A 23,292-nucleotide genomic window follows, 5' to 3' on the forward strand; every position below is an offset into this window, starting at 1 on the left:
GGAAAATTTTCGATTTCCTGCATTTGTTCAGTCTTCAGTCAGCTTTCGTCTGAAGCCCTTCCCGGCGCAGGAAGTACCAAGCAATCCCCGTGCCAACTTTTAGTTGTTGATTTGCAAGGGTTTTGTTTGGATCGAAAAGTGTCCGGTGGGCGGACACCTGTCCATTCGATGCGCCGCGGACACTGTCCGGACGCCTGCTGCGGGCGCATGTGACTTCCCACGCCGGCGTGGGAGGGCCGGGCGGATGGCGCACAGGGGCAAACACCCCCAGTGACTGGCGACCGATTCCTGCCATTGCGCGCGCACGCTAGGATCGGGGTTCACCTATGTGACCAAGGATCCGGATATGTCTCTCGCCCTTCGCCCGCGCGCTGCGCTGCTGGCCGTCGCCCTCAGCACCGCCCTGGGCACGCTTGTGCCTTCCCATGCGTTGGCGGCAAAGCCGGCCGCACCGGCCAGGGTCGATATCCCGTATGAGCAGTTCACCCTGCCCAACGGCCTGCGCGTGATCGTGCATACCGATCGCAAGGCGCCGATCGTCGCGGTCAACGTCTGGTACCACGTCGGCAGCAAGGACGAACCGGCCGGCCGCACCGGCTTCGCGCACCTGTTCGAGCACCTGATGTTCCAGGGCAGCGAAAACCACAGCGGCGAATTCTTCGAGCCGTTCAAGCAGGTGGGTGCCACCAACCAGAACGGCACCACCAATACCGACCGCACCAACTACTTCGAGAACGTGCCGACCACCGCGCTGGACATGGCGCTGTGGATGGAATCGGACCGCATGGGCCATCTGGTCGGCGCGATCGACCAGGCGGCGCTGGACGAGCAGCGCGGCGTGGTGCAGAACGAGAAGCGCCAGGGCGAAAACCAGCCCTACGGACAGGCCTGGGACCAGCTCAACAAGGCGATGTACCCGGTGGGCCACCCGTACCACCACAGCGTGATCGGTTCGATGAACGATCTGAACGCCGCGTCGCTGGATGATGTGAAAACCTGGTTCCGCACCTGGTACGGCCCGAACAACGCGGTGCTGGTGCTGGCCGGTGACATTGATCTGGCCACCGCCAAGGAAAAGGTCGGCAAGTACTTCGGCAGCATCCCGGCCGGCCCGACCATGGCGCAGCCGGCGGTGAACGTGGCCAAGCGCACTGCCGATACCCGCGAGACGATGACCGACAAGGTGCCGCAGGCGCGCATCTACCGCGCCTGGAACGTGCCGCAGGTCGGCACCACCGAGGTCGATCAGCTGCAGCTGTTCGCGCAGGTACTGGGCGGCGCCAAGTCCTCGCGGCTGAGCCAGCGCCTGCAGCACCAGGACAAGCTGGTGGACAGCATCGCGGCAGGCCTGTCGACGTCGCAGCTGGGTTCGAACTTCGTGATCATGGCGACGGTCAAGCAGGGCCAGGACCCGGCCAAGGTCGAGAAGATCATCGACGAGGAACTGGACCGGCTGATCAAGCAGGGCCCGACCGCGGCCGAGCTGGAACGCGCCAAGACCGGTGCCCGCGCCGGTTTCATCCGCGGCATCGAACGCATCGGCGGCTTCGGCGGCAAGGCCGACGCACTGGCCGAGTGCGCGGTGTTCACCGGCGACCCGGGCTGCTTCCGCACCTCGCTGGCCAACATCGAGAAGGCCAGTGCTGCTGATCTGAGCCGTCTGGGCGCGCAGTGGCTGGACAAGGGCAGCCACACCCTGGTGATTGCACCGGGTGAGCGCGTGGCGCTGAAGGAAGACCCGAGCCAGGCGCCGAAGCCGTTCAGCGTGCCGGCGGTGGATCCCAAGTACAGCACGCTGCCCGAGCAGGTCGACCGCAAGGCCGGCGTACCGCAGACCCGCGAGTTCCCGCAGCTGAAGTTCCCGGCGCTGCAGCGCGCCACGCTGAAGAACGGCACCCAGGTGATCCTGGCCGAGCGCCACGAGATTCCGGTGGTGCAGTTCAGCTACCAGTTCCCGGGTGGCTTCAGCGCCGACCAGGGCCGCAAGCCGGGCACCGCCAACTTCACCATGAGCCTGATGACCGAAGGCGCCGGCAAGCTCGGCTCGCTGGCCTTCGCCGATGCTGCTGACGCACTGGGCGCCAGCCTGGATGCCTCGGCCGGCCTGGACTCCATGAGCGTGGACCTGTCGGCGCTGAAGGAAAACCTGGCACCGTCGCTGGCGCTGTATCGGGACCTGCTGCGCGAACCGCGCTTCGAGCAGGGTGAGATCGACCGGGTCAAGGCGAGCTGGATTGCCGGCATCCAGCAGGAGAAGGTCAACCCGGGTGCGGTGGCGATGCGCGTGCTGCCGCCGCTGCTGTACGGCAAGGGCCACCCGTATGCCATTCCGTTCACCGGCAGCGGTGACGAAGCAGCGATCAACGGCCTGACCCGCGAAGACCTGGTCGACTTCCACCGCGACTGGCTGCGCCCGCAGAACGGAACCCTGATCGTGGTCGGTGACACCACCCTGGCCGAGATCGTGCCGCTGCTGGACAAGCAGCTGGGCGACTGGAAGGCTGCGGGCGACGCCCCGCAGGTGAAGGCCGCCACCGACGTGGCATTGCCGAAGGGCCCGCGCGTGTTCCTGATCGACCAGCCGGGTGCGGTGCAGGCCAACCTGTTCGCCGGCCAGGTGGTGGCGCCGTCCAGCGCCGCCAGTTCGACCCGCTTCGATATCGCCAACGGCGTGATCGGCGGCGACTTCACCTCGCGCCTGAACATGAACCTGCGTGAGGACAAGCACTGGTCGTACGGTGCGCGCAGCAGCGCGATCAACTCGGTGGGCCAGCGCCCGTGGATGGCCAGCGCGCCGGTGCAGATCGACAAGACCGGCCCGGCGATGGCGGAAATGCGCAAGGAAATCGCCGCGTTCGCCGATGGCAGCAAGCCGGCCACCGCCGCCGAGGTCAACCGCATCCGCAACATCCAGACCCTCAGCCTGCCCGGTGCCTACGAGACCGCCAGCGCGGTCGCCTCGACCATCGGTTCGATCGTGCAGTTCAAGCGTCCGGACGACTACGTGCTGCGCCGCAAGGCCGAGATCGAGGCGATGACCCCGGCGCAGGTGCAGCAGGCCGCCGCCGAGATCAAGCCACAGGCGCTGACCTGGGTGGTGGTGGGTGACCTCAAGCAGACCGAAGCGGCCGTGCGCGCGCTGAACCTGGGCGAGGTGACCGTGATCGATGCCGAAGGCAACCCGGTCAAGAAATAAGGGATGTGCCTGCCCGCCACGGCGGGCAGGCCTACCGTGGTAGCGCCGGGCCATGCCCGGCGGCTTTCCGGCGGCCAGCCATGCCGCGTTCTGCGCTCGTCGGGCATGGCCCGGCGCTACCGGGACCCCATCCCGGCTACCCCCGATTCAGGCTGTTCAGGCAGAATCCCCCCATACCCTTCCAGGATCTGCCCATGCGCGTTCTGCTGCTTTCCTCCCTGCTGCTCACCGTCACCGCCTGTACCTGGGTGCCGATCGAACCGGCCGGCAAGGCGACCCGCGTGCTGCCGGCAGGTCCGGTTCCGGCCGGCTGCATCGCCAAGGGCGAGGTGGTGGTGACCGTGAAGAGCAAGGTCGGCTTCTACAACCGCAACCCGCTGCGCGTGCAGGAAGAGCTGGAAACCCTGGCCCGCAACGAGGCTCCGAGTGCCGGCGCCAATGCCGTGCAGGCCGCCGCGGCCCCCGCCGATGGCAGCCAGCGCTTCGCCGCGTTCCAGTGCCCGCCGCGCTGAACGCTTCACCATACGGCCAAGGCTGAATTCGTAAAGATGCGGTGAAGGCCCCGGGGGTTATAGAATAGCGCCCCCTTTTGCCTGAGCCTTGGCGCTAACCTCGATGCTCTTCAAGAATGTCTCGATCGCCGGCCTGGCACACGTCGACGCGCCGCACACGCTGACGACCAAGGAAATCAACGAGCGGCTGCAGCCGACGTTGGACCGTCTCGGCATCCGCACCGACGTGCTCGGCGACATCGCCGGCATCCACGCGCGCCGCCTGTGGGACAACGGCGTGCTGGCGTCCGACGCTGCCACCATGGCGGGCCGCAAGGCGCTGGAAGACGCAGGCATCAATGCGACGCAGGTCGGCCTGCTGGTCAATACCTCGGTCAGCCGCGACTACCTGGAGCCCTCCACGGCCTCCATCGTCTCGGGCAACCTCGGTGTCAGCGACGAGTGCATGACCTTCGACGTTGCCAATGCCTGCCTGGCCTTCATCAACGGCATGGATATCGCCGCGCGCATGATCGAGCGCGGAGACATCGACTACGCGCTGGTGGTGGACGGTGAGACTGCCAACCTGGTGTACGAGAAGACCCTGGAGCGCATGACCGCGCCGGACGTCACCGCCGACGATTTCCGCAACGAGCTGGCGGCGCTGACCACCGGTTCGGGTGCTGCGGCGATGGTGATGGCGCGCTCGGAGCTGGTGCCGGACGCGCCGCGCTACAAGGGCGGCGTGACCCGCTCGGCCACCGAGTGGAACCAGCTGTGCCTGGGCAACCTGGACCGCATGGTCACCGACACCCGCCTGCTGCTGATCGAAGGCATCAAGCTGGCCCAGAAGACCTTCACCGCCGCCAAGATCGCCCTGGGCTGGGCCGTGGAAGAGCTGGACCAGTTCGTGATCCACCAGGTCAGCCAGCCGCACACCGCCGCGTTCATCAAGAACTTCGGCATCGACCCGAAGAAGGTCATGACCATCTTCGGCGAGCACGGCAACATCGGCCCGGCCTCGGTGCCGATCGTGCTGAGCAAGCTCAAGCAGCTGGGCAAGCTGAAGAAGGGCGATCGCATCGCGCTTCTGGGCATCGGTTCGGGCCTGAACTGCTCGATGGCTGAAGTGGTCTGGTAAGAGCTTCCTGCCAGACTCCCTGTAGAGCCGAGCCCATGCTCGGCTCACGCGCACAGCGCGGTCCTTCTGCGGCCTGACCGGAGAGCCGCCGAGCATCGGCTCGGCGCTACACCGCGCCGCGATTCTCCCTAGGTGCTCCGCATGCGCGATCTTCCCGGTTACCCCGCCCACCCGCAGCGCTTCGAGGTACGCCCCGGCCTGTCGATGAACTATCTCGACGAAGGCCCGCGCGACGGCGAAGTGGTGGTGATGGTGCACGGCAACCCGTCGTGGAGCTATTACTGGCGCACGCTGGTGGCCGGACTGTCGGACACGTACCGCTGCATCGTGCCGGACCACATCGGCATGGGCCTGTCGGACAAGCCCGATGACAGTCGCTACGAATACACGCTGCAGTCGCGCGTGGACGATCTGGATGCGTTGCTCAAGCACCTGGGCATCACCGGCCCGGTGACCCTGGCCGTGCACGACTGGGGCGGCATGATCGGTTTCGGCTGGGCGCTGTCGCACCACGACCAGGTGAAGCGCCTGGTGGTGCTCAACACCGCCGCCTTCCCGATGCCGGCGGCGAAGAAGATGCCGTGGCAGATCGCGCTGGGACGCCACTGGAAGATCGGCGAGTGGATCATCCGCACCTTCAATGCGTTCTCGTCCGGTGCCTCGTGGCTGGGCGTGGAGCGGAAGATGCCGGCCGACGTGCGCCGCGCCTATGTATCGCCCTACAACAGCTACGCCAACCGCATCAGCACCATCCGCTTCATGCAGGACATCCCGCTGTCGCCGGCCGACAAGGCGTGGTCGCTGCTGGAGCGTGCCGGCAAGGCGCTGCCGTCGTTCGCTGACCGGCCGGCCTTCCTCGGCTGGGGCCTGCGCGACTTCGTGTTCGATCATCATTTCCTGAAGGGCTTCCAGGCCGCGCTGCCGCAGGCCCAGGTGCATGCCTTCGAGGACGCCGGCCACTACGTGCTGGAAGACAAGCATGAGGTGCTGGTGCCGGAGATCCGCGCGTTCCTGGACAAGAACCCGATCTGAGAGGTGTGCCGACCAACGGTCGGCACCCACAAGTGGAAGCAATGGGTGGGTGCCGACCGTTGGTCGGCACACCGGATTACGCGGCGACCGGCGCCTGCGGCGGCGAAGACGGGCTGTTGCCGTTGTCGTCCGGATGGTCGTCGTCGTTGTCGGCGTCATCGCGCCAGCGCCAGTCGGCCAGCGTCAACGGATCCAGGCCATAGGCGATGCGCGCCTTGTCGCACTGCGGGCTGGCCTTGCCGTACTCCCACGATGCATCCACCTCGCGGCACACGCTGGGCCGGTTGGGGTGGATGGTGCAGCGCGAATACACGCCGATCTGCGCATCCAGCGCCACGCAGCGCACCGGCTTGGAGTGGGTGCCGCGCATGCACAGGCGATGCGGGTCGAGCACCTCGGTGAGCTGGTGCGGTACGCCGCCGGGGGTGACCTCGTCCGATTCCATCCAGTGGAAGGCCACGCGGTACTGGGTGCAGCAGGCGCCGCAGGTCATGCAGGGATGTTGCATGGGCAAGCCGCCTCGGGCGGCAGTCGGAATCAGGAACGAGGGTGCGGATTTTCCACGAAGTGGGCCGCCGCGCAAGAAATTCCGTAAGCGGCGACAATGAACGGATGAACCGACCCTGCAATATTGCCGCCCGCCTGCCTGAACTGGCGCGTGAACGGCCTGATCAGATCGCCATCCGCTGCCCTGGCCGCCGTGGCGCCGGCAACGGCATGGCCGCCTACGACGTGACCCTGGATTACCGCCAGCTGGACGCCCGCAGCGACGCCATGGCGGCCGGCCTGGCCGGCTACGGGATCGGCCGTGGGGTGCGCACGGTGGTGATGGTGCGGCCGTCGCCGGAGTTCTTCCTGCTGATGTTTGCCCTGTTCAAGCTGGGTGCGGTGCCGGTGCTGGTCGATCCGGGCATCGACAGGCGCGCGCTGAAGCAGTGCCTGGACGAGGCGCAGCCGGAGGCCTTCATCGGCATTCCGCTGGCGCACGTGGCGCGGCTGGTGCTGCGCTGGGCACCGTCGGCGACCCGCCTGGTGACCGTCGGCCGCCGCCTCGGCTGGGGCGGGACCACGCTGGCCGCGCTGGAGCGCGCCGGTGCCAACGGTGGGCCGATGCTGGCCGCCACTGACGGCGAGGACATGGCCGCGATCCTGTTCACCAGCGGCTCCACCGGCGTGCCCAAGGGCGTGGTCTACCGCCATCGCCACTTCGTGGGCCAGATCCAGCTGCTGGGCAGCGCCTTCGGCATGGAAGCGGGCGGGGTGGACCTGCCGACCTTCCCGCCATTCGCGCTGTTCGATCCGGCGCTGGGCCTGACCTCGGTGATCCCGGACATGGACCCGACCCGGCCGGCGCAGGCCGACCCGGCGCGCCTGCACGACGCCATCCAGCGTTTCGGTGTGACCCAGCTGTTCGGCTCGCCGGCGCTGATGCGGGTGCTGGCGAAGCATGGCCGGCCGCTACCGACGGTGACCCGGGTGACCTCGGCCGGTGCGCCGGTGCCGCCGGACGTGGTCGCCACCATCCGCAGCCTGCTGCCGGCCGACGCGCAGTTCTGGACGCCCTATGGCGCCACCGAGTGCCTGCCGGTGGCCGTGGTCGAGGGCCGTGAGCTGGAGCGTACGCGCGCCGCCACCGAGGCCGGTGCCGGTACCTGCGTGGGCAGCGTGGTGGCGCCCAACGAAGTGCGCATCATCGCCATCGATGACGCGCCGTTGCCGGACTGGTCGCAGGCACGCGTGTTGGCCACCGGTGAAGTAGGAGAAATCACGGTGGCCGGTCCGACCGCTACCGACACCTACTTCAATCGCCCGCAGGCCACGGCGGCAGCGAAGATCCGTGAGACGCTGGCCGATGGCAGCACCCGCATCGTCCATCGCATGGGCGACGTCGGCTACTTCGATGCACAGGGCCGCCTGTGGTTCTGCGGACGCAAGACGCAGCGCGTGGAAACCGCGCGCGGACCGCTGTACACCGAACAGGTCGAGCCGGTGTTCAACACCGTCGCAGGCGTGGCGCGCACCGCGCTGGTGGGCGTCGGCGTGGCCGGTGCGCAGGTACCGGTGCTGTGCGTGGAGCTGCAGCGTGGCCAGTCCGACAGCCCGGCACTGCAGGAAGCGCTGCGCGCACAGGCCGCTGCACGGGTGCCCGAGGCCGGCTTGCAGCACTTCCTGGTGCATCCATCATTCCCCGTCGATATCCGTCACAACGCCAAGATCGGCCGCGAGAAGCTCGCCGTCTGGGCCAGCGCCGAACTGGAGAAGCGCACATGAAGATCCTGGTCACCGGTGGTGGTGGTTTCCTCGGCCAGGCGCTGTGCCGCGGGCTGGTCGAGCGGGGCCACCAGGTGCTGGCATTCAACCGCAGCCACTACCCGGAACTGCAGGCGTTGGGCGTGGGCCAGATCCGCGGCGACCTGGCCGATCCGCAGGCAGTGCTGCACGCGGTGGCCGGCGTCGACGCGGTATTCCACAACGGTGCCAAGGCCGGCGCCTGGGGCAGCTATGACAGCTACCACCAGGCCAACGTGGTCGGCACCGACAACGTGATCGCCGCCTGCCGTGCGCACGGCATCCGCCGGCTGGTCTATACCTCCACGCCCAGCGTGACCCACCGCGCCACCCATCCGGTGGAAGGCCTGGGTGCCGATGAAGTGCCTTATGGCGAGGATTTCCAGGCACCGTATGCGGCGACCAAGGCGATTGCCGAACAGCGTGTGTTGACCGCCAACGATGCAACGCTGGCGACGGTAGCGCTGCGCCCGCGCCTGATCTGGGGCCCGGGCGACCAGCAGCTGGTGCCGCGCCTGGCCGAGCGCGCGCGGCAGGGCCGCCTGCGCCTGGTTGGCGATGGCAACAACAAGGTCGATACCACCTACATCGACAACGCCGCGCTCGCGCACTTCCTCGCCTTCGAGGCATTGGCTCCGGGCGCTGCATGTGCAGGCAAGGCCTACTTCATTTCCAACGGCGAACCACTGCCGATGCGCGAGCTGGTCAACAAGCTGCTGGCCGCTGTGGGTGCACCGACGGTGGACAAGGCGATCAGCTTCAAGACCGCCTACCGCATCGGTGCGATCTGCGAGCGCCTGTGGCCGCTGCTGCGCCTGCGCGGCGAACCGCCGTTGACCCGCTTCCTGGCCGAGCAGCTGTGCACGCCGCACTGGTACAGCATGGAACCGGCACGCCGCGACTTCGGCTACGTGCCGCAGGTCAGCATCGAGGAAGGCCTGCGCAGGCTGAAGGCTTCATCTGCCGCATAGGTCGCCATCACTGGTTGCACACCGCCAGATCGGGAGGATGGACCCACGCCATCCAACGGCCCGGACATCTGCGAGGAGCGCCATGCTGCATTACGCCGTCATCTTTTTCGTCATCGCCATCATCGCCGCCGTGCTCGGCTTCTCCGGCATCGCCGGTGCCGCCAGCAACATCGCCTGGATCCTGTTTGTTGTGTTCCTGGTACTGGCAGTGATCTCGATGTTCCGCAAGCGCGGATAGAAGACCGCAGGGTAGTGCCGGCCGCTGGCCAGCACCCACCAATGTAGAGTCGAGCCATGCTCGACTCTACACGGCGCTGTGCAATCCGCGATCGGCCGCATGGCGCTCCAGCGCCAGCTCGATCAACCGCGTGATCAGCGTGGTGTAGTCCACGCCGCTGGCGCCCCAGAGCTTCGGATACATGCTGATGCGGGTGAAGCCGGGCAGCGTGTTGATCTCGTTGATGATGATCTCGCCCTCCGCGGTGAGGAACACATCGACCCGCGCCATGCCCGCGCATTCCAGCGCCTGGTAGGCCTGCAGCGCGATCTGCTGGATGCGCGCCTGGGTGGCGGCGTCGATGTCGGCCGGCACCACCACGTCAGCGCCGTTGGCATTGATGTACTTGGTGTCGTAGGCGTAGAACTCGTCGTGCACCACCACCTCGCCGCACACGCTGGCCTGCGGCTGCTCGTTGCCCAGCACCGCGCATTCGATCTCACGGCCGATCACCGCCGATTCCACCAGCACCTTGTGGTCGTAGCGCAGTGCCAGTTCCAGCGCATCGGCGAAACCCGCGGCATCCTTGACCTTGCTCACGCCCACCGACGAACCCTGGTTGGCGGGCTTAACGAACAACGGCAGGCCGAGCTGGGCGATCACCGCATCGACATCGACCGCTGCGGCCTGATGACGACGGATGCACAGCCACGGCGCCACCTGCAGGCCGGCATCGCGCAGCAGACGCTTGGTCACGTCCTTGTCCATCGCTGCGGCCGAGCCCAGCACCGGCGAACCGACGAAGGGCAGGTTGACCATGCGCAGCAGGCCCTGCAGCGCACCGTCTTCGCCAAGTGGCCCATGCACGATCGGCAGCACAACATCGATCTGGCCCAGCGCGCTGGCCGCATCGCACGGCTGCAGCTGCGCCTGCTCGGCGCCCGGGCGCACCGCCAGCGACCTGCCGGACCGATGCAGGGCGATGCGCGACGGATCATCGGCATTGATCAGGAAGGTGTCCGGCTGGCTCAGATGCCACTGGCCCTGCTTGTCGATACCGACCAGCACCGGCTCGAAGCGCTCGCGATCAAGCGCATCGAGGATGTTCTTCGCCGACTGCAGCGAAACTTCGTGCTCGGAAGACTTGCCACCGAAGATGATGCCGACCCGGGTCCGTGCCATGGGGAATGCGATGTCCTGTGCGTTGCGTGGCCGTACAGCATGAACCTTCCGTTGCCGCACAGGTGAGGCGCGGATGAACCGGCCATCCATCCACGCATGGCGTGGATCTACCGTCCTCATGGTCCATCAAGATTGGGGTCAGAGCCCGTTGCGCAGCAACGGGATCCGACCCCTGTCGCCCCACAGATCGCGGGAACCTGTCGAAGGCGGGGTGGGTCCGGTTGCGGGGGTGTCCGCGGCATGGATGCCGCGGCCAAGCCCCCACGGACGGGTTTACGGCGTCCCCCGCAACCGGACCCATCCCGCCAACCCACGGAATGCCCGCTGTTGCTGTTGCTGTTGCTTCGGCTATTGCAGTTGCCGTTGCGTCTGCGGGTGCCGGGCGGCAGCCCGGCCCAAGCCCCCCACCCACGCAGGTAGAATGCGCACATGGCTCTCTCCCTGCTCAAGTCCCTCAAGCCGGTCGCTGGCCGCGCCCTGCAGATCGCCCTGAACCGCGCGCTGGCGCTGGATCCGGATACCCGCCATGCACTGGCCAGCCTCGACGGCCGGCACATCGACCTGACCCTGGAAGCGCCGTCGCTGGCGATGCGCATCAGCGTCGACGGCGATGCACTGCGGGTCGGCCCGGTGGACGCGCAGGAGGCCGACCTGGCCGTGCGCAGCAGCCTGGCCGGCGTGCTCGCTCAACTGCCGCTGCTGGCCAACGCGCGGCGCGGCGACAACGACGGCAAGGGCCGTGTGCGCGTGGCCGGCGATGCCGAGCTGGCGCGCCGCCTGCAGCAGCTGGCCAAGGGCTTCGACCCGGACTGGCAGCAGCCCTTCGTCAGCGTGTTCGGCGAAGTACTGGGCGTGCAGGTCGCCAACACCCTGCGCAGCGCCCTGCAGCATGCACGCCAGGGTGCGATCGACCTGGCCCACAGCGCTGCCGAGTTCATTACCGAGGAATCGCGCGACGTGGTGCCACGTGCCGAGCTGGATGCCTTCCACGACGATGTGGATGTGCTGCGCGATGACGTGGAGCGTCTGGGTGCACGCGTGCAGCGCCTGCGGGGTGCCGCATGAAGGCCGTGCTGCGGGCAAGCCGCATCGGCCGGGTGATCCTGCGTTACCGTCTCGACGACCTGCTGCAGGGCACGCCGGCCGAGCGCTGGCTGCGCTTGGCCAAGCCGTTCGTGCCGCGCGCGTCGGCCAGCATCGCTTCGCAGTCGCGCGGCGCCCGCCTGCGCCTGGCGCTGCAGGACCTCGGCCCGATCTTCGTCAAGTTCGGCCAGATCCTGTCCACCCGCCGCGACCTGGTGCCCCCGGACGTGGCCAACGAACTGACCCTGCTGCAGGACCGGGTCAAGCCGTTCGATGGCGAGACCGCGCGCCGCATCGTCGAGGACGCGCTCGGCCTGCCGGTCAGCGAGGCCTTCGCCAGCTTCGACACCGAACCGCTGGCGTCGGCCTCGATCGCGCAGGTGCACGCGGCCACCCTGGCTGATGGCCGCCAGGTGGTGGTCAAGGTGCTGCGCCCGGGCATCGAGAAGCAGATCGACGCTGACATCGCCCTGCTCAACTCGCTGGCCGCGCTGGTCGAGCGCACCCACCCGCGCGCCGACAAGATCCGCCCGCGCGAAGTGGTGGCCGAGGTCGAGAACACCCTGGCCGCCGAGCTGGACCTGCAGCGCGAAGGCGCCAATGCCAGCGTGCTGCGCCGCTTCTGGGAGAACTCCGACGACCTGTACGTGCCGGAAGTGATCTGGAGCCACACTGCCGAGCGCGCGCTGACCCTGGAGCGCGTGTGGGGTATTCCGTCGGACGACATCGAGGCGCTGGACAAGGCCGGCATCGACCGCAAGGCGCTGGCCGCCAAGGGCGTGCGGGTGTTCTACACCCAGGTGTTCCGCGACAACTTCTTCCACGCCGATGCGCACGCCGGCAACATCTGGGTCGATACCGATCCGGCGCGCCGAGCCAATCCGCGCTTCATCGCGCTGGACTTCGGCATCATGGGCCAGCTCTCGCAGGAAGATCAGTACTACCTGGCCGAGAACTTCATGGCCATCTTCAACCGCGATTACCGCCGCATCGCCGAACTGCACGTGCAGGCACGCTGGATGCCCGACCACGTACGCATCGACGATCTGGAAGCGGCCGTGCGTTCGGTGTGCGAGCCGTACTTCACCCGTCCGCTGTCGCAGATCTCGCTGGCGGAAGTGCTGATGAAGCTGTTCCGCGTGGCGCAGCGTTACCAGCTGACGTTGCAGCCGCAGCTGATCCTGCTGCAGAAGACCCTGCTGAACATCGAGGGCGTCGGCCGCCAGCTGGACCCGCAGATCGACATCTGGGCGGTGGCCAAGCCGGTACTGGCAAAGATCCTCCGCGAGCGCTACAGCCCGCGCCGGGTGGTGCGCGAGCTCGGCAAGCGCCTGCCGGAGATCATGACCCACGCGCCGGACATGCCACGCCTGGTACACGCCTGGCTGACCCAGCAGGTGGAAGGCCGCCATGAACTGGCGATGCGTTCGCGCGATCTGGTCGCGCTCGACGCCAGCCTGCAGCGCCTGCAGAAGCGCGCCGTGGGCGCGATCACCGGTGTGGGCCTGCTCGCCATCGCCGCACTGATGTACGTGGTGCAGCCGCCGGGCTGGTACTGGGGCGACGTGCCGGCGTGGAGCTGGCTGTCCGGTGCGGTCGGCGTGGTGGCGCTGGCGCGCGCGTGGTGGCGCTGACTCCTGCGGGCTGAAGATCGGCGGCACTGCATGCCGCCGACCAACCACGGGCTTACCAGTGGTAGCCCAGGCCCAGGTGCGACTGCACGCTCTGGAAGCTGTCCAGGCGCGTCTTGTGCCAGGTCTTGCCGATACCCACGTCCAGCACCAGATGCTCACCCAATGGCTGGCTGCGGCGCAGGAAGGCACGCCGTGCGTCGTGCTCGCGCAGCAGCAGCGGATCGGACTCGGCGGTGTAGCCGGACGTGCCGCTGCCCAGCCACAGCTGGGTCGAGCCACGGCCTTGCCCATCCTTCAGCCGCAGCGACAGTGTGGTGCCATGCCCATCCGGTCCATTGGACTGGCGGTGCCGCTCGTGGCGTAGTGAGGTGGTCACGCGCGGGAAGTAATGCGAGGCACCCACCGACCAGCCGCTTACATGGGCGCCGGAATGGTACCGGGCGTATTTGCCGCCCACGCTCAGTACGGTCTGCGGTGTCACTTTCCACTGGATGTCCTGGTTCACCTGGCGGTTGACGAACACTGGATCATCGTTGGATGCCGTGACGGCGGTGCGGGTGGACAGGCGCGGGCTCCAGCGATGGTGCAGCGAGCCCTGCACGCGGTTGCCGTTGAATCGCCTGCTGCCGTAGTCGCGCTCGCCATGGGCCAGCCCCAGGTGCCATCGGCTGCCGCCACTGCGGCCGGCCACGTCCACGGTCTGTACATCGCGCTTGCCGAAGCCATCGCTGTAGTCGGCATGGTCCAGCTGCACCGTGACACGGTCGACGCCGGCGTGGGCGCTGCAAACAGCCAGCAGCAGGGCGCACGGTAGTGCGCCACGGATGATCAATCGCATGGGGTTACTCCAGGGGTTGGGAATGCAGTGACTGCAGCAGGCGGTAGCGACCGGGCGGCAGGTTTCGTTCCACGGTGATACGTGGGCCGAACTGGCTCCCCGCCGCGACGATGCGGCCGGGCAGGATGATCACGCCGACGCCCAGCGCGGCACCTTCACCGATCCAGGCACCGAGCTTGTCGCGTTGGCTGTCGATGGCGGTGCCTTCGATGTGCACGCTGACCGTGGCGCCATCGAGGCGGTGGTTGCTGGTGCGCACCAGGGCGCCGAGATAGACCTGGTCATCGATACGGCTGTCGGCGATGAAGCATTGCGGACCGATGCTGACCTGGTTGCCCAACCGTGCGTTCTTCAGTTCGCTGGCAAAGCCGATACGCGTGCCGTCACCGATGCACAGCGGGCCGCGCAGCAGTGCGTTGTTGCCGATCAGGCAGTCGCGGCCGATCGACACCGGACCCTGGACATGGGCGCCGTCGCAGATGCGACTGCCGGCACCGATCCTTACGGCGCCCTGCAGGGTGGCCCGTGGCGAGACCCTTGCGTCGGGATCAGTGTGGGACGCCAGTGTCGACAGTGCCTCGGCCATCGCGGCGAGGTCATTCCACCACATGCGGATACCTCGTCGGTTTGTCGCGCACGGGCTCACGGCCGGTGAACAGTCCCGCCAGGCCATGCATCAGCCAGATCGCGTAGGCCAGCAGCACGTACAGCATCGAGAAGGCAGCGGCGGGTACCAGCCACACGCGGCGGTGGTGGATCGCACTGATCACTGCCAGCAGCATGACGATGCCAATCCAGAACAATGGCATCACCGACAGGGCGAGGCCGCCGGGCCCGTGCAGCCGGGCCGTACCGAACCAGACCTGCAGGGTCAGCGCGATGCCGGCCAGGGCGAGCAGCATCATCGGCAGGATGCTGAAAAGGCCGAAGCGGGTCAGCAGCAGGCGGCGATGCAGGCGCATGCATACCGCATAGCCGACGATCCAGCGTCGCCAGCGCCGCCACTCCTCCACCAGCGTGTTGCATTCCTGCGGGTAGACCACGCAGCGGACGCTCTGGCGAACCCGATAGCCCTGCGCAACCAGCGACCAGGACATGTCCAGGTCTTCCACGCGGGTGCGATCGGAAAACCCGACCTTGCGCAGCACCGAAGTGCGGAACAGGCCACACGAACCGGAGACGATGAACGGTGCGCCGCCCAGCCATTGCTGGAAGCTGCGCTTGATCACGATCATCGGCAGTTTCAGGCTGGCGCGCACATGGGGGAGGAAACCGGCGCCCTGCAGGCTGGAAGAGGGGACGCCGCCAACTGCATCGGCACCGCGTTCGATCTCGTCCAGCAGATGGCCCAGGCCATGGCTGCGCGGATCGATATGGGTATCTGCATCGGTCAGGAACACCTGCTCGGCGGTCGCGTGCTGCAGCCCGTGCATCAGTGCACCGCCCTTGCCGGTGTTGGCCTGGTGCACGGCCACCAGCCGCCCGGGCCAGCGTGCCTGCAGCGCATCAAGCACTTGAGCGGTGTTGTCGGTGGAACCATCGTTGACGCAGATCACCCGCGCCACGTATGGGTTTTCCAGGAGGCTGGCCAGCGAGCGCTCCAGGCACGGGGCTTCGTTGTAGGCCGGCACGATCGCGTCGATGCTGTACAGGCGGGTGCTGGGCCGGCGCGAGGCCTGCACGCAGATACGCACCAGGATGAAGGCGCACATGGCCAGGAACAGCAGTGTCTTCATCACAGCACCAACCGGTATGGCAGGAAACCCTCGCTGGGACCGATGCCGATCTGCTGGCCACGGAACTGCGCATGGCAGCGGAGGTGGCTTTCCTGCATGTAGTGGCGATCGCCCTGGCTGGCGTGCTCGCGCAGCGCGTGGATCTTCAGCTCCAGTTGCGCGCTGATGTCCTCGAACACCTGCGGCGCGAACTGCGGCAGGGTACTGGGGCTCTCATAACAGAGGATCTGCGGAATGTGGCGGCAGGCGATGATCGACGCTTCGTGGACGGTGCGATGGTCCTGGTGATGATCCTCGCCACACATCGTGTAGACGCGGCCTGGTTCGATCACGGCGCAGACCTGTTCGATCGACGCGATGATGTCGTTGCGACAGGCGGGGAATCGCGTGTCCGGGAAATCCTGCTGGATCACCTCGACCACCCCGAGTCGGCGCAGGGCGCGATGCGATTCATCGCTGCGATCGATGCCGGCGTGGCAGCCGCGGCCGCCGCGGCTGAGTACCAGTGCATGGATGCGTGAGCCGGCGCGGGCGAGCTTTGCCAGGCTGCCACCGCAACCGAGTTCGATGTCATCTGGATGGGCACCGATTGCCAGAATGTTCAATGTCATGGCCGTGTCCTAGCGGAAGCCGGGTGCGCGGCGGCCAGGCATGCTGTCCCCGCGTGAAGGAGGCGGGAACTATCGCAACGTGGGAAATGCTGCGGAGCTAGGAATTATCGGAAATGTTCCAACACGGGCCACAATGGAGGCTGCTTCGTGGCGAACTCACTGGGATATGGCCCTGGAACTGTCGGAACTGAAGAATGAACTGGCCCGGCTTGGTGCCGAAAACGACGCCCGTGAAGTCGAACGCGGCCGCCGCATGCTCAACATCACACCGGATACGGGCGAATTCCTGGCGGTGCTGGTGCGTTTCGGCGCAGCGCGGCGGGTGCTGGAGGTCGGCACCTCCAACGGCTATTCCACGCTGTGGCTGGCTGAGGCCGCCGCCGCCATCGACGGCCACGTGACCACGCTGGAGTTCGCCGGGGACAAGGTGGCGATGGCACGTGCGAACTTTGCACGCAGCGGTCTGGGCGAGCACATCACGCTGGTGCACGACGATGCCGGGCAGTGGTTGGCTCAGGCCGGTGAGGACAGCATCGATCTGCTGTTCCTCGATTCGGACCGCGGGCAGTACGCCGGCTGGTGGCCGCAGCTGCGTCGCGTGCTGCGCCCGGGCGGCCTGCTGGTGGTGGACAACGCCACCTCGCACGCGGAAGAGATGGAACCGCTGCGGACGCTACTGGAGTCTGACGCGGACTTCAGCACCAGCCTGGTGCCGGTGGGCAACGGTGAACTGCTGGCCGTGCGCAACGCCTGATTGCCGTGCCGCCCCGCATCGGGGTCAGAACCCTTTTCCGAAGGAAAAGGGTTCTGACCCCGATCTGCGATAATCCCGCGGTGAGCACCGAACCCGAGACCCTCGCCGCGGTCGAGACCGACACCGCGCCCCTGCAGCTGCTGCACCTGGATGAACGCCTGGCCGTGGTCAACAAGCCTGCCGGGCTGATGGTCCACGACAGCAAGCTGGCCCGTGGCGAAGACGATTTCCTGGCCGACCGCCTGCGCGAGCAGCTGGGCCGCCCGATCTTCCTGGTCCACCGGCTGGACCGGGCCACCAGTGGCTGCCTGCTGCTGGCCTTCGACCGCGATACCGCCAGTGCGTTGGGCAAGGCCCTGATGGGCGGCGAGGTGTTGAAGGACTACCTGACCGTCTGCCGCGGCTGGCCGGCCGAACTGTCCTGGCGGGTCGACCACGACCTCGACGGTGGCCCGGGCAAGCCGGTGAAGAAGCCGGCGATCACCGATTTCCAGCGCCTGGCCACCGGCGAGCTGCCGGTGCCGGTCGGCGAGTTCACCAGCTCACGGTACGCGCTGCTGCGCTGCCAGCCACAGACCGGGCGCTTCCGGCAGATCCGCCGGCACCTCAAGCACCTGTCACATCACATGATCGGCGACACCAGCCACGGTGATGGCCGCCACAACCGCATCTTCCGCATGCAGGGCGTGCACCGCATGCTGCTGCACGCCGAGCGCCTGCGTTTCCCGCATCCTGATGGTGGCGTGGTCGATGTACGTGCGCCGCTGGACCATGGGTTCCAGAAGGCGCTGGACCTGTTCGGCTGGCACCAGGACCTGTAGAGCCGAGCCCACGCTCGGCTGCGCTTCACGGCACTGCGCGCCGCCGCCCGAGCATGGGCTCGGGCGCTACGGAAATCCCGGTCACTTCTTTTCCGGCTCGTTGACGATCGCTTCCAGGTCCTTCTGCAGGTCTGCGAACAGCGGCTGCATGCACGCCTGGATCGCTACCATCACGTTCTGCATCAGCGCCGGGGTCTTGTCCAGCAGGCTCTGGCCCGCCGCGCTCTCATAGAACTCGGCCATCGCCAGCACGTCTTCCTTGCTGAAGGTTTTCTTGTACAGGTCCACGTACATCGGCCGCAGCTGCTGCCACGACAGGGCCTGGCGCAGGGTCTGGCTGGTCCGTGCCTGGATCCGCTTGAGCTGTTCCTGCTGCTGGGCGTTGAGCTGGCGCTGCGCGGCCACCTGCTGGAACTGCTGCTGCTGCATCGCCTCGATCTGCGGCAGCATGGTGTCGATCATGCTCTGCGCGCGCGAGGCCGAGAGCAGGCGGTTGATGTCGCCGTCGGTCGGCGGTGCGGCCAGGGCCGGGACACTGGCCACGGCCAGCGCCAGCAACAGGGCAGCGCGGCGCAGCAGGGATGGCAGGGCGGGTGCGGAGCGGGTCATGCGAAGCTTCCTGCGGTACATGGGATGGTCAGCATACCCGCAGCCAAGGCGAAGGCGGCGTGTTCGGTACCTGATCGGCGGCATACGGCGCGCGATGCGCACTCCGACACGTGGCTGCCGCTACAATGCGCGGATGGGCAGTGGACCGGTCACCATCAGCGCGCAGCTTGAAATCCCCGACGGCGAGATCGTCGAGCGGTTCGTGCGCGCCAGCGGTGCCGGTGGCCAGAACGTCAACAAGGTCTCCACCGCGGTGGAACTGCGTTTCGATGTGGCCAACTCGCCCTCGTTGCCCGACCCGTTGCGCGAGCGCCTGCTGGCGCGGCGTGACCGGCGCATGACCGGCGAAGGCGTGCTGGTCATCGACGCGCAACGTTTCCGCACCCAGGATCGCAATCGCGAGGATGCGCGCGAGCGGCTGGCGGCCTTCATCCAGGCCGGGCTGAGCGTGCCCAAACCGCGCAAGGCCACCAAGCCGACCCTCGGGTCGAAACTGCGTCGTCTGGACGCCAAACGCGGGCGCGCGCAGATCAAGCGCGGGCGCTCATCACGTGACTGGGAGTGATTGCTTGAACAAGCCGACTTCGTTGCTGCCGGCCGTGCCGCCGCAGATGCCACAGGTCAAACCCAACGCCTTCCTGCGCTGGCTGGCGCGCTGCACCCTGCGCATGGGCGGCTGGAAGGTGACCGGCACCCTGCCTGACATCCCGCGGCTGGTCTTCATCATCGCCCCGCACTCCTCCAACTGGGACGGCCTGTGGGGCATGGCGGCCAAGATCGCGCTGGGCATGAAGGTGAAGGTGCTGGGCAAGGCCTCGTTGTTCTGGTGGCCGCTGGGGCCGCTGCTGCACAAGCTGGGCGTGATCCCGCTGGATCGCAGCTCGCCGCAGGGCACGGTCGGGCAGGCGGTGGATCTGCTGCGCAACAACGAGAAGATGTGGTTCGCCATCACGCCCGAGGGCACCCGCAAGGCGGTGAAGGACTGGAAGGCCGGCTTCCTGAAGATCGCCCGGATGGCCGACGTACCGATCCTGGCCGCGTATTTCCACTATCCGGAAAAGACCATCGGCATCGGCCCGCTGTTCACGCCCAGCGGCGATGACGCCGCCGACATGGCCGCCATCCGCGAGTTCTACCGGCCGTGGATCGGCAAGACCCGCGGCACGGTCTGAGCCGGCCACAGGCCGCCGCATAGACGCCACGTCCGGCACATGCCGGGCGAGCGCGACAGGAGTAGGGTGGAGGGCTGGTATTCCATACCGTCTGCCCAAGGAGCGTTTTACATGTCGCGTACCGTAGTCCTGGCCGCCGCCATCAGCCTGGCGCTGGCGGCCTGTTCCGGCAAGGAGTCCACCCCCGTGTCCGATGCCCAGAAAGCCCCGGCCCAGCAGCCGGCCGAAGCCTCCACCAATCCGCTGCTGAGCGCCAGCACGCTGCCGTTCCAGGCGCCGCAGTTCGACAAGATCAAGGACAGCGACTACCTGCCGGCCTTCGAGGAAGGCATGCGCCAGCACCTGGCCGACGTGCGCAAGATCGCCGACAGCAGTGAGCCGGCCACCTTCGACAACACCATCGTGGCGATGGAGCGCAGCGGCGAGACGCTGACCCGCGTGTCGCGCATCTTCTTCGGCCTGGTCCAGGCCGATACCAACGACGCGCGCCAGAAGATCCAGGAAGAAGTGGCGCCGAAGCTGGCTGCGCACCAGGACGAGATCAATCTCGACCCGAAGCTGTTCGCTCGCGTGAAGTCGATCTATGACCAGCGCGACACGCTGGAACTGGATCCGGTGCAGAAGCGCCTGGTCGAGCATTACTACGACGGCCTGGTGCGTGCGGGTGCGCAGCTGTCCGACGCCGACAAGGCCTCGCTGCGCAAGCTCAACGTGGAAGAGACCACCCTCTCCACCCAGTTCCACACCCGTCTGGTGGCGGCCACCGCCGCTGCGGCCGTGGTTGTCGACGACAAGGCAAAGCTGGCCGGCCTGGACGAGGACGCGATCAACAATGCTGCGGCCGCCGCCAAGGACCGCAAGCTGGATGGCAAGTTCCTGCTGCCGCTGCAGAACACCACCCAGCAGCCGGTGCTCGGCTCGCTGAGCGATCGCGACCAGCGCGCCGCTGTGCTGAAGGCCTCGGAAACCCGCGCCGAGCGCGGCGATGCCAACGACACCCGGCAGACCGTGCAGCGCCTGGCCCAGCTGCGTGCGCAGAAGGCCAAGCTGCTTGGCTTCGACACCTTCGCCGACTACCAGCTGGGCGACCAGATGGCCAAGACCCCGGCCGCCGCGCTGAAGCTGCTGACTGACACCGTGCCGGCCGCCACTGCCAAGGCCCGTGCCGAAGCCGGCGAGATCCAGAAGGTGATCGACGCGCAGAAGGGCGGCTTCCAGGTCGCCGCCTCGGACTGGGACTTCTACGCCGAGCAGGTGCGCAAGGCCAAGTACGATCTGGACGAGTCGCAGGTCAAGCCGTACTTCGAACTGGACAACGTGCTGCAGAACGGCGTCTTCTACGCCGCCACCCAGCTGTACGGCATCACCTTCAAGCCGCGCACCGACATTCCGACCTACAACCCGGACATGAAGGTGTACGAAGTGTTCGACAAGGACGGCACCTCGCTGGCCCTGTTCTACACCGACTACTTCAAGCGTGACAGCAAGTCCGGTGGCGCCTGGATGGACGTGTTCGTCGAGCAGGACGGCCTGACCGGTGCCAAGCCGGTGGTCTACAACGTCTGCAACTTCACCAAGCCGGCCGCCGGCCAGCCTGCGCTGATCAGCTTCGATGACGTCACCACCATGTTCCATGAGTTCGGCCACGCACTGCATGGCATGTTCTCGAACGTGAAGTACCCGTCGATCGCCGGCACCGCCACCTCGCGCGACTTCGTCGAGTTCCCGTCGCAGTTCAACGAGCACTGGGCACTGGACCCGAAGGTGTTCGCCAACTACGCCAAGCACTACAAGACCGGCGAGGCGATGCCGCAGGAACTGGTCGACAAGATCCTCAAGGCACGCAGCTTCAACCAGGGCTATGCGACCACCGAGTACCTGTCGGCCGCACTGCTGGACCTGGCCTGGCACACGCAGAAGGCCGACGCGCCGCTGCAGGATGTCGGTGCCTTTGAAGCCAGCGCGCTGAAGAAGTTCAAGGTCGATCTGCCGCAGGTGCCGCCGCGTTACCGCACCACCTACTTCGACCACATCTGGGGTGGCGGTTACTCGGCCGGCTACTACGCCTACTTCTGGGCCGAAGTGCTGGATCATGACGCCTACCAGTGGTTCACCGAACACGGTGGCCTGACGGCGGCCAACGGCCAGGAATTCCGCGACAAGATCCTCTCGCGCGGCAACAGCGTGGAGCTGTCGACCCTGTACCGCGATTTCCGCGGCAAGGACCCGTCGGTGGAACCGCTGCTGAAGTTCCGCGGGCTGAAGTAAGAAACAAAAAACGGCGGGGGAAACCCCGCCGTTTTTCTTTCTGTAGAGCCGAGCCCGTGCTCGGCTGATGTTTCCTGGAAAGGCAGCCGAGCATGGGCTCGGCTCTACAAAGGCGGAAAAGCCAGTCGAGCATGGCTCGACGCTACACCAGCGGTTTACGTCCCCACGTGCACCCGATTGGCCTGCTCGGCCAGCCCCAGGTGATCCAGCGCGATGTCCAGCGCCAGCACATAGCTCTGCGCGCCATACCCTGCAGCAATGCCCAGTCGATGGCCGACACCAGCCGGCAGGCACGGCTCGGCCACCGCGCCGTCGTCATGCACTTCCACGTACGCGTTGTGCAGATAGGGCAGCAGACGCTGCAGGCGCAGGCTGTTGGCGCACGCGCCCGGATCGAGCAGCGTCACCTCGCCGCGGCTGTGGTCGGCCACGCGCAGTGCATCCAGCAGTTCCTGTTCCGAACCACAGGCACGGATCGCCACGCTGGTGCCGGCGTCGATCGCACGATGCACCAGCGACTTCAGCACCGGCGCCGGCAGCGGCATGGCGGTACGGATCAACGCACCGGCGGCTTCCGGGCCACGGATGATGAAGATCGACATGGCTCAGCCCTCCTGCGCCAGGCGGCGACCGACAATGGCCAGCGACAGCGGATAGCCGGCCTGCTGGCTGCGCTGGTCGATCACCACTGCGGCGGGGCCATGCTGCAGGCGCAGGCGCGCATCCAGGCCAAGCTCGCTGGGCGACTGCAGCTCGATGTACTGCGCCGGCAGACGTTCCAGCGCCGCCTGCAACGCACCGCCCTCGGCCTGCCATTGCGCTTCGTCGGCCACGCCGACATCCAGCAGCACCCAGTCGGCCGAACGCGCCTGCGGCTGGCACAGGCACTGGCGTACTTCGGACAGGCTGGCGCAATCGCTGCACAGCACGCGATGGCCGGCCAGCTGCGCCGGCAGCTGCGGACGCGGCGCCGACGAAGACGCGTGGCGGATCACCAGGAGGGTCATACAACACCTTGCGGAATGCGCCCTGCGGCGCGGTGGGCACACGATGCGCGCGGCGGCCGTAAAGGTGCGATGCCCTTGGCCGGCCCCGCGCGTAAAACCTGCGTAACCCTTCCTGTAGAGCCGAGCCCACGCTCGGCTGACGCAAACCGACGCTCGACAAGCAGCCGAGCGTAGGCTCGGCTCTACAGGATCGTGGCGCGGGAACCTCTCCCGCCCGCCTGTGGTCTGATGCAGCTACCA

23 protein-coding genes are annotated in these 23,292 nt (G+C 67.2%); 14 read left to right on the forward strand and 9 right to left on the reverse strand.

The genetic code is table 11. The features are described from left to right. Positions 1–346: 346 nt before the first annotated feature. The 4 genes from ACZK29_RS01010 to ACZK29_RS01025 all read left to right on the forward strand — a co-directional run bounded on the left by ACZK29_RS01010 (position 347) and on the right by ACZK29_RS01025 (position 5,860). Positions 347–3,196, forward strand: a complete 2,850-nt coding sequence (locus ACZK29_RS01010) for a M16 family metallopeptidase (protein ID WP_478446539.1) — start codon at positions 347–349, stop codon at positions 3,194–3,196. A gap of 194 nt (positions 3,197–3,390) precedes the next feature. Further along, positions 3,391–3,708 carry a DUF4156 domain-containing protein gene (locus tag ACZK29_RS01015; RefSeq protein WP_005407628.1) on the forward strand — a complete coding sequence of 106 codons (318 nt, stop codon included), beginning with the start codon at positions 3,391–3,393 and terminating at the stop codon, positions 3,706–3,708. Between the two features lie 103 nt (positions 3,709–3,811). Further along, positions 3,812–4,828 carry a 3-oxoacyl-ACP synthase III gene (locus tag ACZK29_RS01020; RefSeq protein WP_004135358.1) on the forward strand — a complete coding sequence of 339 codons (1,017 nt, stop codon included), beginning with the start codon at positions 3,812–3,814 and terminating at the stop codon, positions 4,826–4,828. Positions 4,829–4,969: 141 nt separating this feature from the next. Beyond that, positions 4,970–5,860, forward strand: coding sequence for an alpha/beta fold hydrolase (locus ACZK29_RS01025; RefSeq protein ID WP_478446540.1), 891 nt, complete (start codon positions 4,970–4,972; stop codon positions 5,858–5,860). A gap of 76 nt (positions 5,861–5,936) precedes the next feature. Here the strand turns inward: ACZK29_RS01025 and ACZK29_RS01030 are convergent, their stop codons facing one another. After that, positions 5,937–6,368: a YkgJ family cysteine cluster protein gene (locus tag ACZK29_RS01030; RefSeq protein WP_029380125.1), complete on the reverse strand. Its 432-nt coding sequence runs from the start codon at positions 6,366–6,368 to the stop codon at positions 5,937–5,939. Positions 6,369–6,472: 104 nt separating this feature from the next. Between ACZK29_RS01030 and oleC the strand changes: the two genes are divergently transcribed. The 3 genes from oleC (at position 6,473) to ACZK29_RS01045 (ending at position 9,358) form a co-directional block, all read left to right on the forward strand. Further along, the gene (oleC, locus tag ACZK29_RS01035) at positions 6,473–8,131 is read left to right on the forward strand and encodes an olefin beta-lactone synthetase (protein WP_478446541.1); all 1,659 of its coding nucleotides are present in this window, start codon (positions 6,473–6,475) and stop codon (positions 8,129–8,131) included. Continuing rightward, positions 8,128–9,120: a 2-alkyl-3-oxoalkanoate reductase gene (oleD, locus tag ACZK29_RS01040; protein ID WP_164146531.1), complete on the forward strand. Its 993-nt coding sequence runs from the start codon at positions 8,128–8,130 to the stop codon at positions 9,118–9,120. The genes oleC and oleD overlap by 4 nt, the downstream gene beginning before the upstream one ends. Positions 9,121–9,202: 82 nt before the next feature. Further along, positions 9,203–9,358, forward strand: a complete 156-nt coding sequence (locus ACZK29_RS01045) for a DUF1328 domain-containing protein (RefSeq protein ID WP_004153593.1) — start codon at positions 9,203–9,205, stop codon at positions 9,356–9,358. A 66-nt stretch (positions 9,359–9,424) separates the two neighbouring features. Here ACZK29_RS01045 and ddlA read toward each other — a convergent pair whose 3' ends face one another. After that, positions 9,425–10,519 (reverse strand): D-alanine--D-alanine ligase, encoded by a 1,095-nt coding sequence (gene ddlA, locus ACZK29_RS01050; protein WP_478446542.1) that lies wholly within the window; start codon positions 10,517–10,519, stop codon positions 9,425–9,427. A gap of 429 nt (positions 10,520–10,948) precedes the next feature. Here ddlA and ACZK29_RS01055 point away from each other — a divergent pair, with 429 nt between their 5' ends. Then, a complete protein-coding gene (locus ACZK29_RS01055) occupies positions 10,949–11,584 on the forward strand; it encodes a ubiquinone biosynthesis accessory factor UbiJ (RefSeq protein WP_111204852.1) in 636 nt (211 codons plus the stop codon). Then, positions 11,581–13,236 (forward strand): ubiquinone biosynthesis regulatory protein kinase UbiB, encoded by a 1,656-nt coding sequence (gene ubiB / locus ACZK29_RS01060; protein WP_111204850.1) that lies wholly within the window; start codon positions 11,581–11,583, stop codon positions 13,234–13,236. Before ACZK29_RS01055 ends, ubiB begins: the two co-directional genes overlap by 4 nt. A 52-nt stretch (positions 13,237–13,288) precedes the next feature. Here the strand turns inward: ubiB and ACZK29_RS01065 are convergent, their stop codons facing one another. Genes ACZK29_RS01065 through ACZK29_RS01080 form a run of 4 tightly spaced genes read right to left on the reverse strand, consistent with a single transcriptional unit; the run spans position 13,289 to position 16,421 of the window. Further along, complete coding sequence (locus ACZK29_RS01065; protein ID WP_111204848.1) at positions 13,289–14,074, reverse strand: YaiO family outer membrane beta-barrel protein; 786 nt, start codon at positions 14,072–14,074, stop codon at positions 13,289–13,291. 4 nt (positions 14,075–14,078) lie between these two features. After that, positions 14,079–14,684 (reverse strand): LbetaH domain-containing protein, encoded by a 606-nt coding sequence (locus ACZK29_RS01070; protein ID WP_111204846.1) that lies wholly within the window; start codon positions 14,682–14,684, stop codon positions 14,079–14,081. Then, positions 14,671–15,810 carry a glycosyltransferase family 2 protein gene (locus ACZK29_RS01075; protein ID WP_111204844.1) on the reverse strand — a complete coding sequence of 380 codons (1,140 nt, stop codon included), beginning with the start codon at positions 15,808–15,810 and terminating at the stop codon, positions 14,671–14,673. Before ACZK29_RS01075 ends, ACZK29_RS01070 begins: the two co-directional genes overlap by 14 nt. Then, positions 15,810–16,421 carry a PIG-L deacetylase family protein gene (locus ACZK29_RS01080; RefSeq protein ID WP_111204842.1) on the reverse strand — a complete coding sequence of 204 codons (612 nt, stop codon included), beginning with the start codon at positions 16,419–16,421 and terminating at the stop codon, positions 15,810–15,812. Before ACZK29_RS01080 ends, ACZK29_RS01075 begins: the two co-directional genes overlap by 1 nt. 166 nt (positions 16,422–16,587) lie before the next feature. On the opposite strand from ACZK29_RS01080, the gene ACZK29_RS01085 reads away from it, so the two are divergent. Both ACZK29_RS01085 and ACZK29_RS01090 read left to right on the forward strand, forming a co-directional pair. Beyond that, positions 16,588–17,175, forward strand: a complete 588-nt coding sequence (locus ACZK29_RS01085; RefSeq protein ID WP_111204840.1) for an O-methyltransferase — start codon at positions 16,588–16,590, stop codon at positions 17,173–17,175. 80 nt (positions 17,176–17,255) lie between these two features. Continuing rightward, complete coding sequence (locus ACZK29_RS01090) at positions 17,256–17,996, forward strand: pseudouridine synthase (RefSeq protein WP_111204838.1); 741 nt, start codon at positions 17,256–17,258, stop codon at positions 17,994–17,996. An 81-nt stretch (positions 17,997–18,077) separates the two neighbouring features. On the opposite strand, the gene ACZK29_RS01095 is transcribed toward ACZK29_RS01090, so the two are convergent. After that, on the reverse strand, positions 18,078–18,605 hold the full coding sequence (locus tag ACZK29_RS01095; RefSeq protein ID WP_478446543.1) for a DUF2059 domain-containing protein: 528 nt from the start codon (positions 18,603–18,605) through the stop codon (positions 18,078–18,080). Between the two features lie 133 nt (positions 18,606–18,738). On the opposite strand from ACZK29_RS01095, the gene arfB reads away from it, so the two are divergent. The 3 genes from arfB (at position 18,739) to dcp (ending at position 22,045) form a co-directional block, all read left to right on the forward strand. Further along, positions 18,739–19,170 (forward strand): alternative ribosome rescue aminoacyl-tRNA hydrolase ArfB, encoded by a 432-nt coding sequence (gene arfB, locus ACZK29_RS01100; RefSeq protein WP_049429794.1) that lies wholly within the window; start codon positions 18,739–18,741, stop codon positions 19,168–19,170. 46 nt (positions 19,171–19,216) lie between these two features. Beyond that, entirely contained in the window at positions 19,217–19,777 is a 561-nt protein-coding gene (locus tag ACZK29_RS01105; protein WP_226053502.1) for a lysophospholipid acyltransferase family protein, read from the forward strand. Between the two features lie 111 nt (positions 19,778–19,888). Continuing rightward, complete coding sequence (gene dcp, locus ACZK29_RS01110) at positions 19,889–22,045, forward strand: peptidyl-dipeptidase Dcp (protein ID WP_111117645.1); 2,157 nt, start codon at positions 19,889–19,891, stop codon at positions 22,043–22,045. 155 nt (positions 22,046–22,200) lie between these two features. Here the strand turns inward: dcp and ACZK29_RS01115 are convergent, their stop codons facing one another. Together ACZK29_RS01115 and ACZK29_RS01120 are read right to left on the reverse strand one after the other, a co-directional pair. Then, entirely contained in the window at positions 22,201–22,647 is a 447-nt protein-coding gene (locus ACZK29_RS01115) for a hypothetical protein (RefSeq protein WP_049429791.1), read from the reverse strand. Between the two features lie 3 nt (positions 22,648–22,650). Further along, positions 22,651–23,052: a hypothetical protein gene (locus ACZK29_RS01120; RefSeq protein ID WP_049429790.1), complete on the reverse strand. Its 402-nt coding sequence runs from the start codon at positions 23,050–23,052 to the stop codon at positions 22,651–22,653. Positions 23,053–23,292: the final 240 nt, after the last annotated feature.

Source organism: Stenotrophomonas sp. 89682_Sma (assembly GCF_056481405.1).

Excerpts from the sequence above, each read along its gene's own strand:
- ACZK29_RS01045 (WP_004153593.1), top strand. The coding sequence starts at position 9,203 with ATGCTGCATTACGCCGTCATCTTTTTCGTCATCGCCATCATCGCCGCC.
- ACZK29_RS01055 (WP_111204852.1), top strand. The coding sequence starts at position 10,949 with ATGGCTCTCTCCCTGCTCAAGTCCCTCAAGCCGGTCGCTGGCCGCGCC.
- oleD (WP_164146531.1), top strand. The coding sequence starts at position 8,128 with ATGAAGATCCTGGTCACCGGTGGTGGTGGTTTCCTCGGCCAGGCGCTG.
- ACZK29_RS01120 (WP_049429790.1), bottom strand. The coding sequence starts at position 23,052 with ATGACCCTCCTGGTGATCCGCCACGCGTCTTCGTCGGCGCCGCGTCCG.
- ubiB (WP_111204850.1), top strand. The coding sequence starts at position 11,581 with ATGAAGGCCGTGCTGCGGGCAAGCCGCATCGGCCGGGTGATCCTGCGT.
- ACZK29_RS01095 (WP_478446543.1), bottom strand. The coding sequence starts at position 18,605 with ATGACCCGCTCCGCACCCGCCCTGCCATCCCTGCTGCGCCGCGCTGCC.
- ACZK29_RS01075 (WP_111204844.1), bottom strand. The coding sequence starts at position 15,810 with ATGAAGACACTGCTGTTCCTGGCCATGTGCGCCTTCATCCTGGTGCGT.
- ACZK29_RS01015 (WP_005407628.1), top strand. The coding sequence starts at position 3,391 with ATGCGCGTTCTGCTGCTTTCCTCCCTGCTGCTCACCGTCACCGCCTGT.
- ACZK29_RS01025 (WP_478446540.1), top strand. The coding sequence starts at position 4,970 with ATGCGCGATCTTCCCGGTTACCCCGCCCACCCGCAGCGCTTCGAGGTA.
- ACZK29_RS01065 (WP_111204848.1), bottom strand. The coding sequence starts at position 14,074 with ATGCGATTGATCATCCGTGGCGCACTACCGTGCGCCCTGCTGCTGGCT.
- ACZK29_RS01085 (WP_111204840.1), top strand. The coding sequence starts at position 16,588 with ATGGCCCTGGAACTGTCGGAACTGAAGAATGAACTGGCCCGGCTTGGT.
- ACZK29_RS01070 (WP_111204846.1), bottom strand. The coding sequence starts at position 14,684 with ATGTGGTGGAATGACCTCGCCGCGATGGCCGAGGCACTGTCGACACTG.
- ACZK29_RS01030 (WP_029380125.1), bottom strand. The coding sequence starts at position 6,368 with ATGCAACATCCCTGCATGACCTGCGGCGCCTGCTGCACCCAGTACCGC.
- dcp (WP_111117645.1), top strand. The coding sequence starts at position 19,889 with ATGTCGCGTACCGTAGTCCTGGCCGCCGCCATCAGCCTGGCGCTGGCG.
- ACZK29_RS01115 (WP_049429791.1), bottom strand. The coding sequence starts at position 22,647 with ATGTCGATCTTCATCATCCGTGGCCCGGAAGCCGCCGGTGCGTTGATC.
- ACZK29_RS01010 (WP_478446539.1), top strand. The coding sequence starts at position 347 with ATGTCTCTCGCCCTTCGCCCGCGCGCTGCGCTGCTGGCCGTCGCCCTC.
- ddlA (WP_478446542.1), bottom strand. The coding sequence starts at position 10,519 with ATGGCACGGACCCGGGTCGGCATCATCTTCGGTGGCAAGTCTTCCGAG.
- arfB (WP_049429794.1), top strand. The coding sequence starts at position 18,739 with ATGGGCAGTGGACCGGTCACCATCAGCGCGCAGCTTGAAATCCCCGAC.
- ACZK29_RS01080 (WP_111204842.1), bottom strand. The coding sequence starts at position 16,421 with ATGACATTGAACATTCTGGCAATCGGTGCCCATCCAGATGACATCGAA.
- ACZK29_RS01020 (WP_004135358.1), top strand. The coding sequence starts at position 3,812 with ATGCTCTTCAAGAATGTCTCGATCGCCGGCCTGGCACACGTCGACGCG.
- oleC (WP_478446541.1), top strand. The coding sequence starts at position 6,473 with ATGAACCGACCCTGCAATATTGCCGCCCGCCTGCCTGAACTGGCGCGT.
- ACZK29_RS01105 (WP_226053502.1), top strand. The coding sequence starts at position 19,217 with ATGCCACAGGTCAAACCCAACGCCTTCCTGCGCTGGCTGGCGCGCTGC.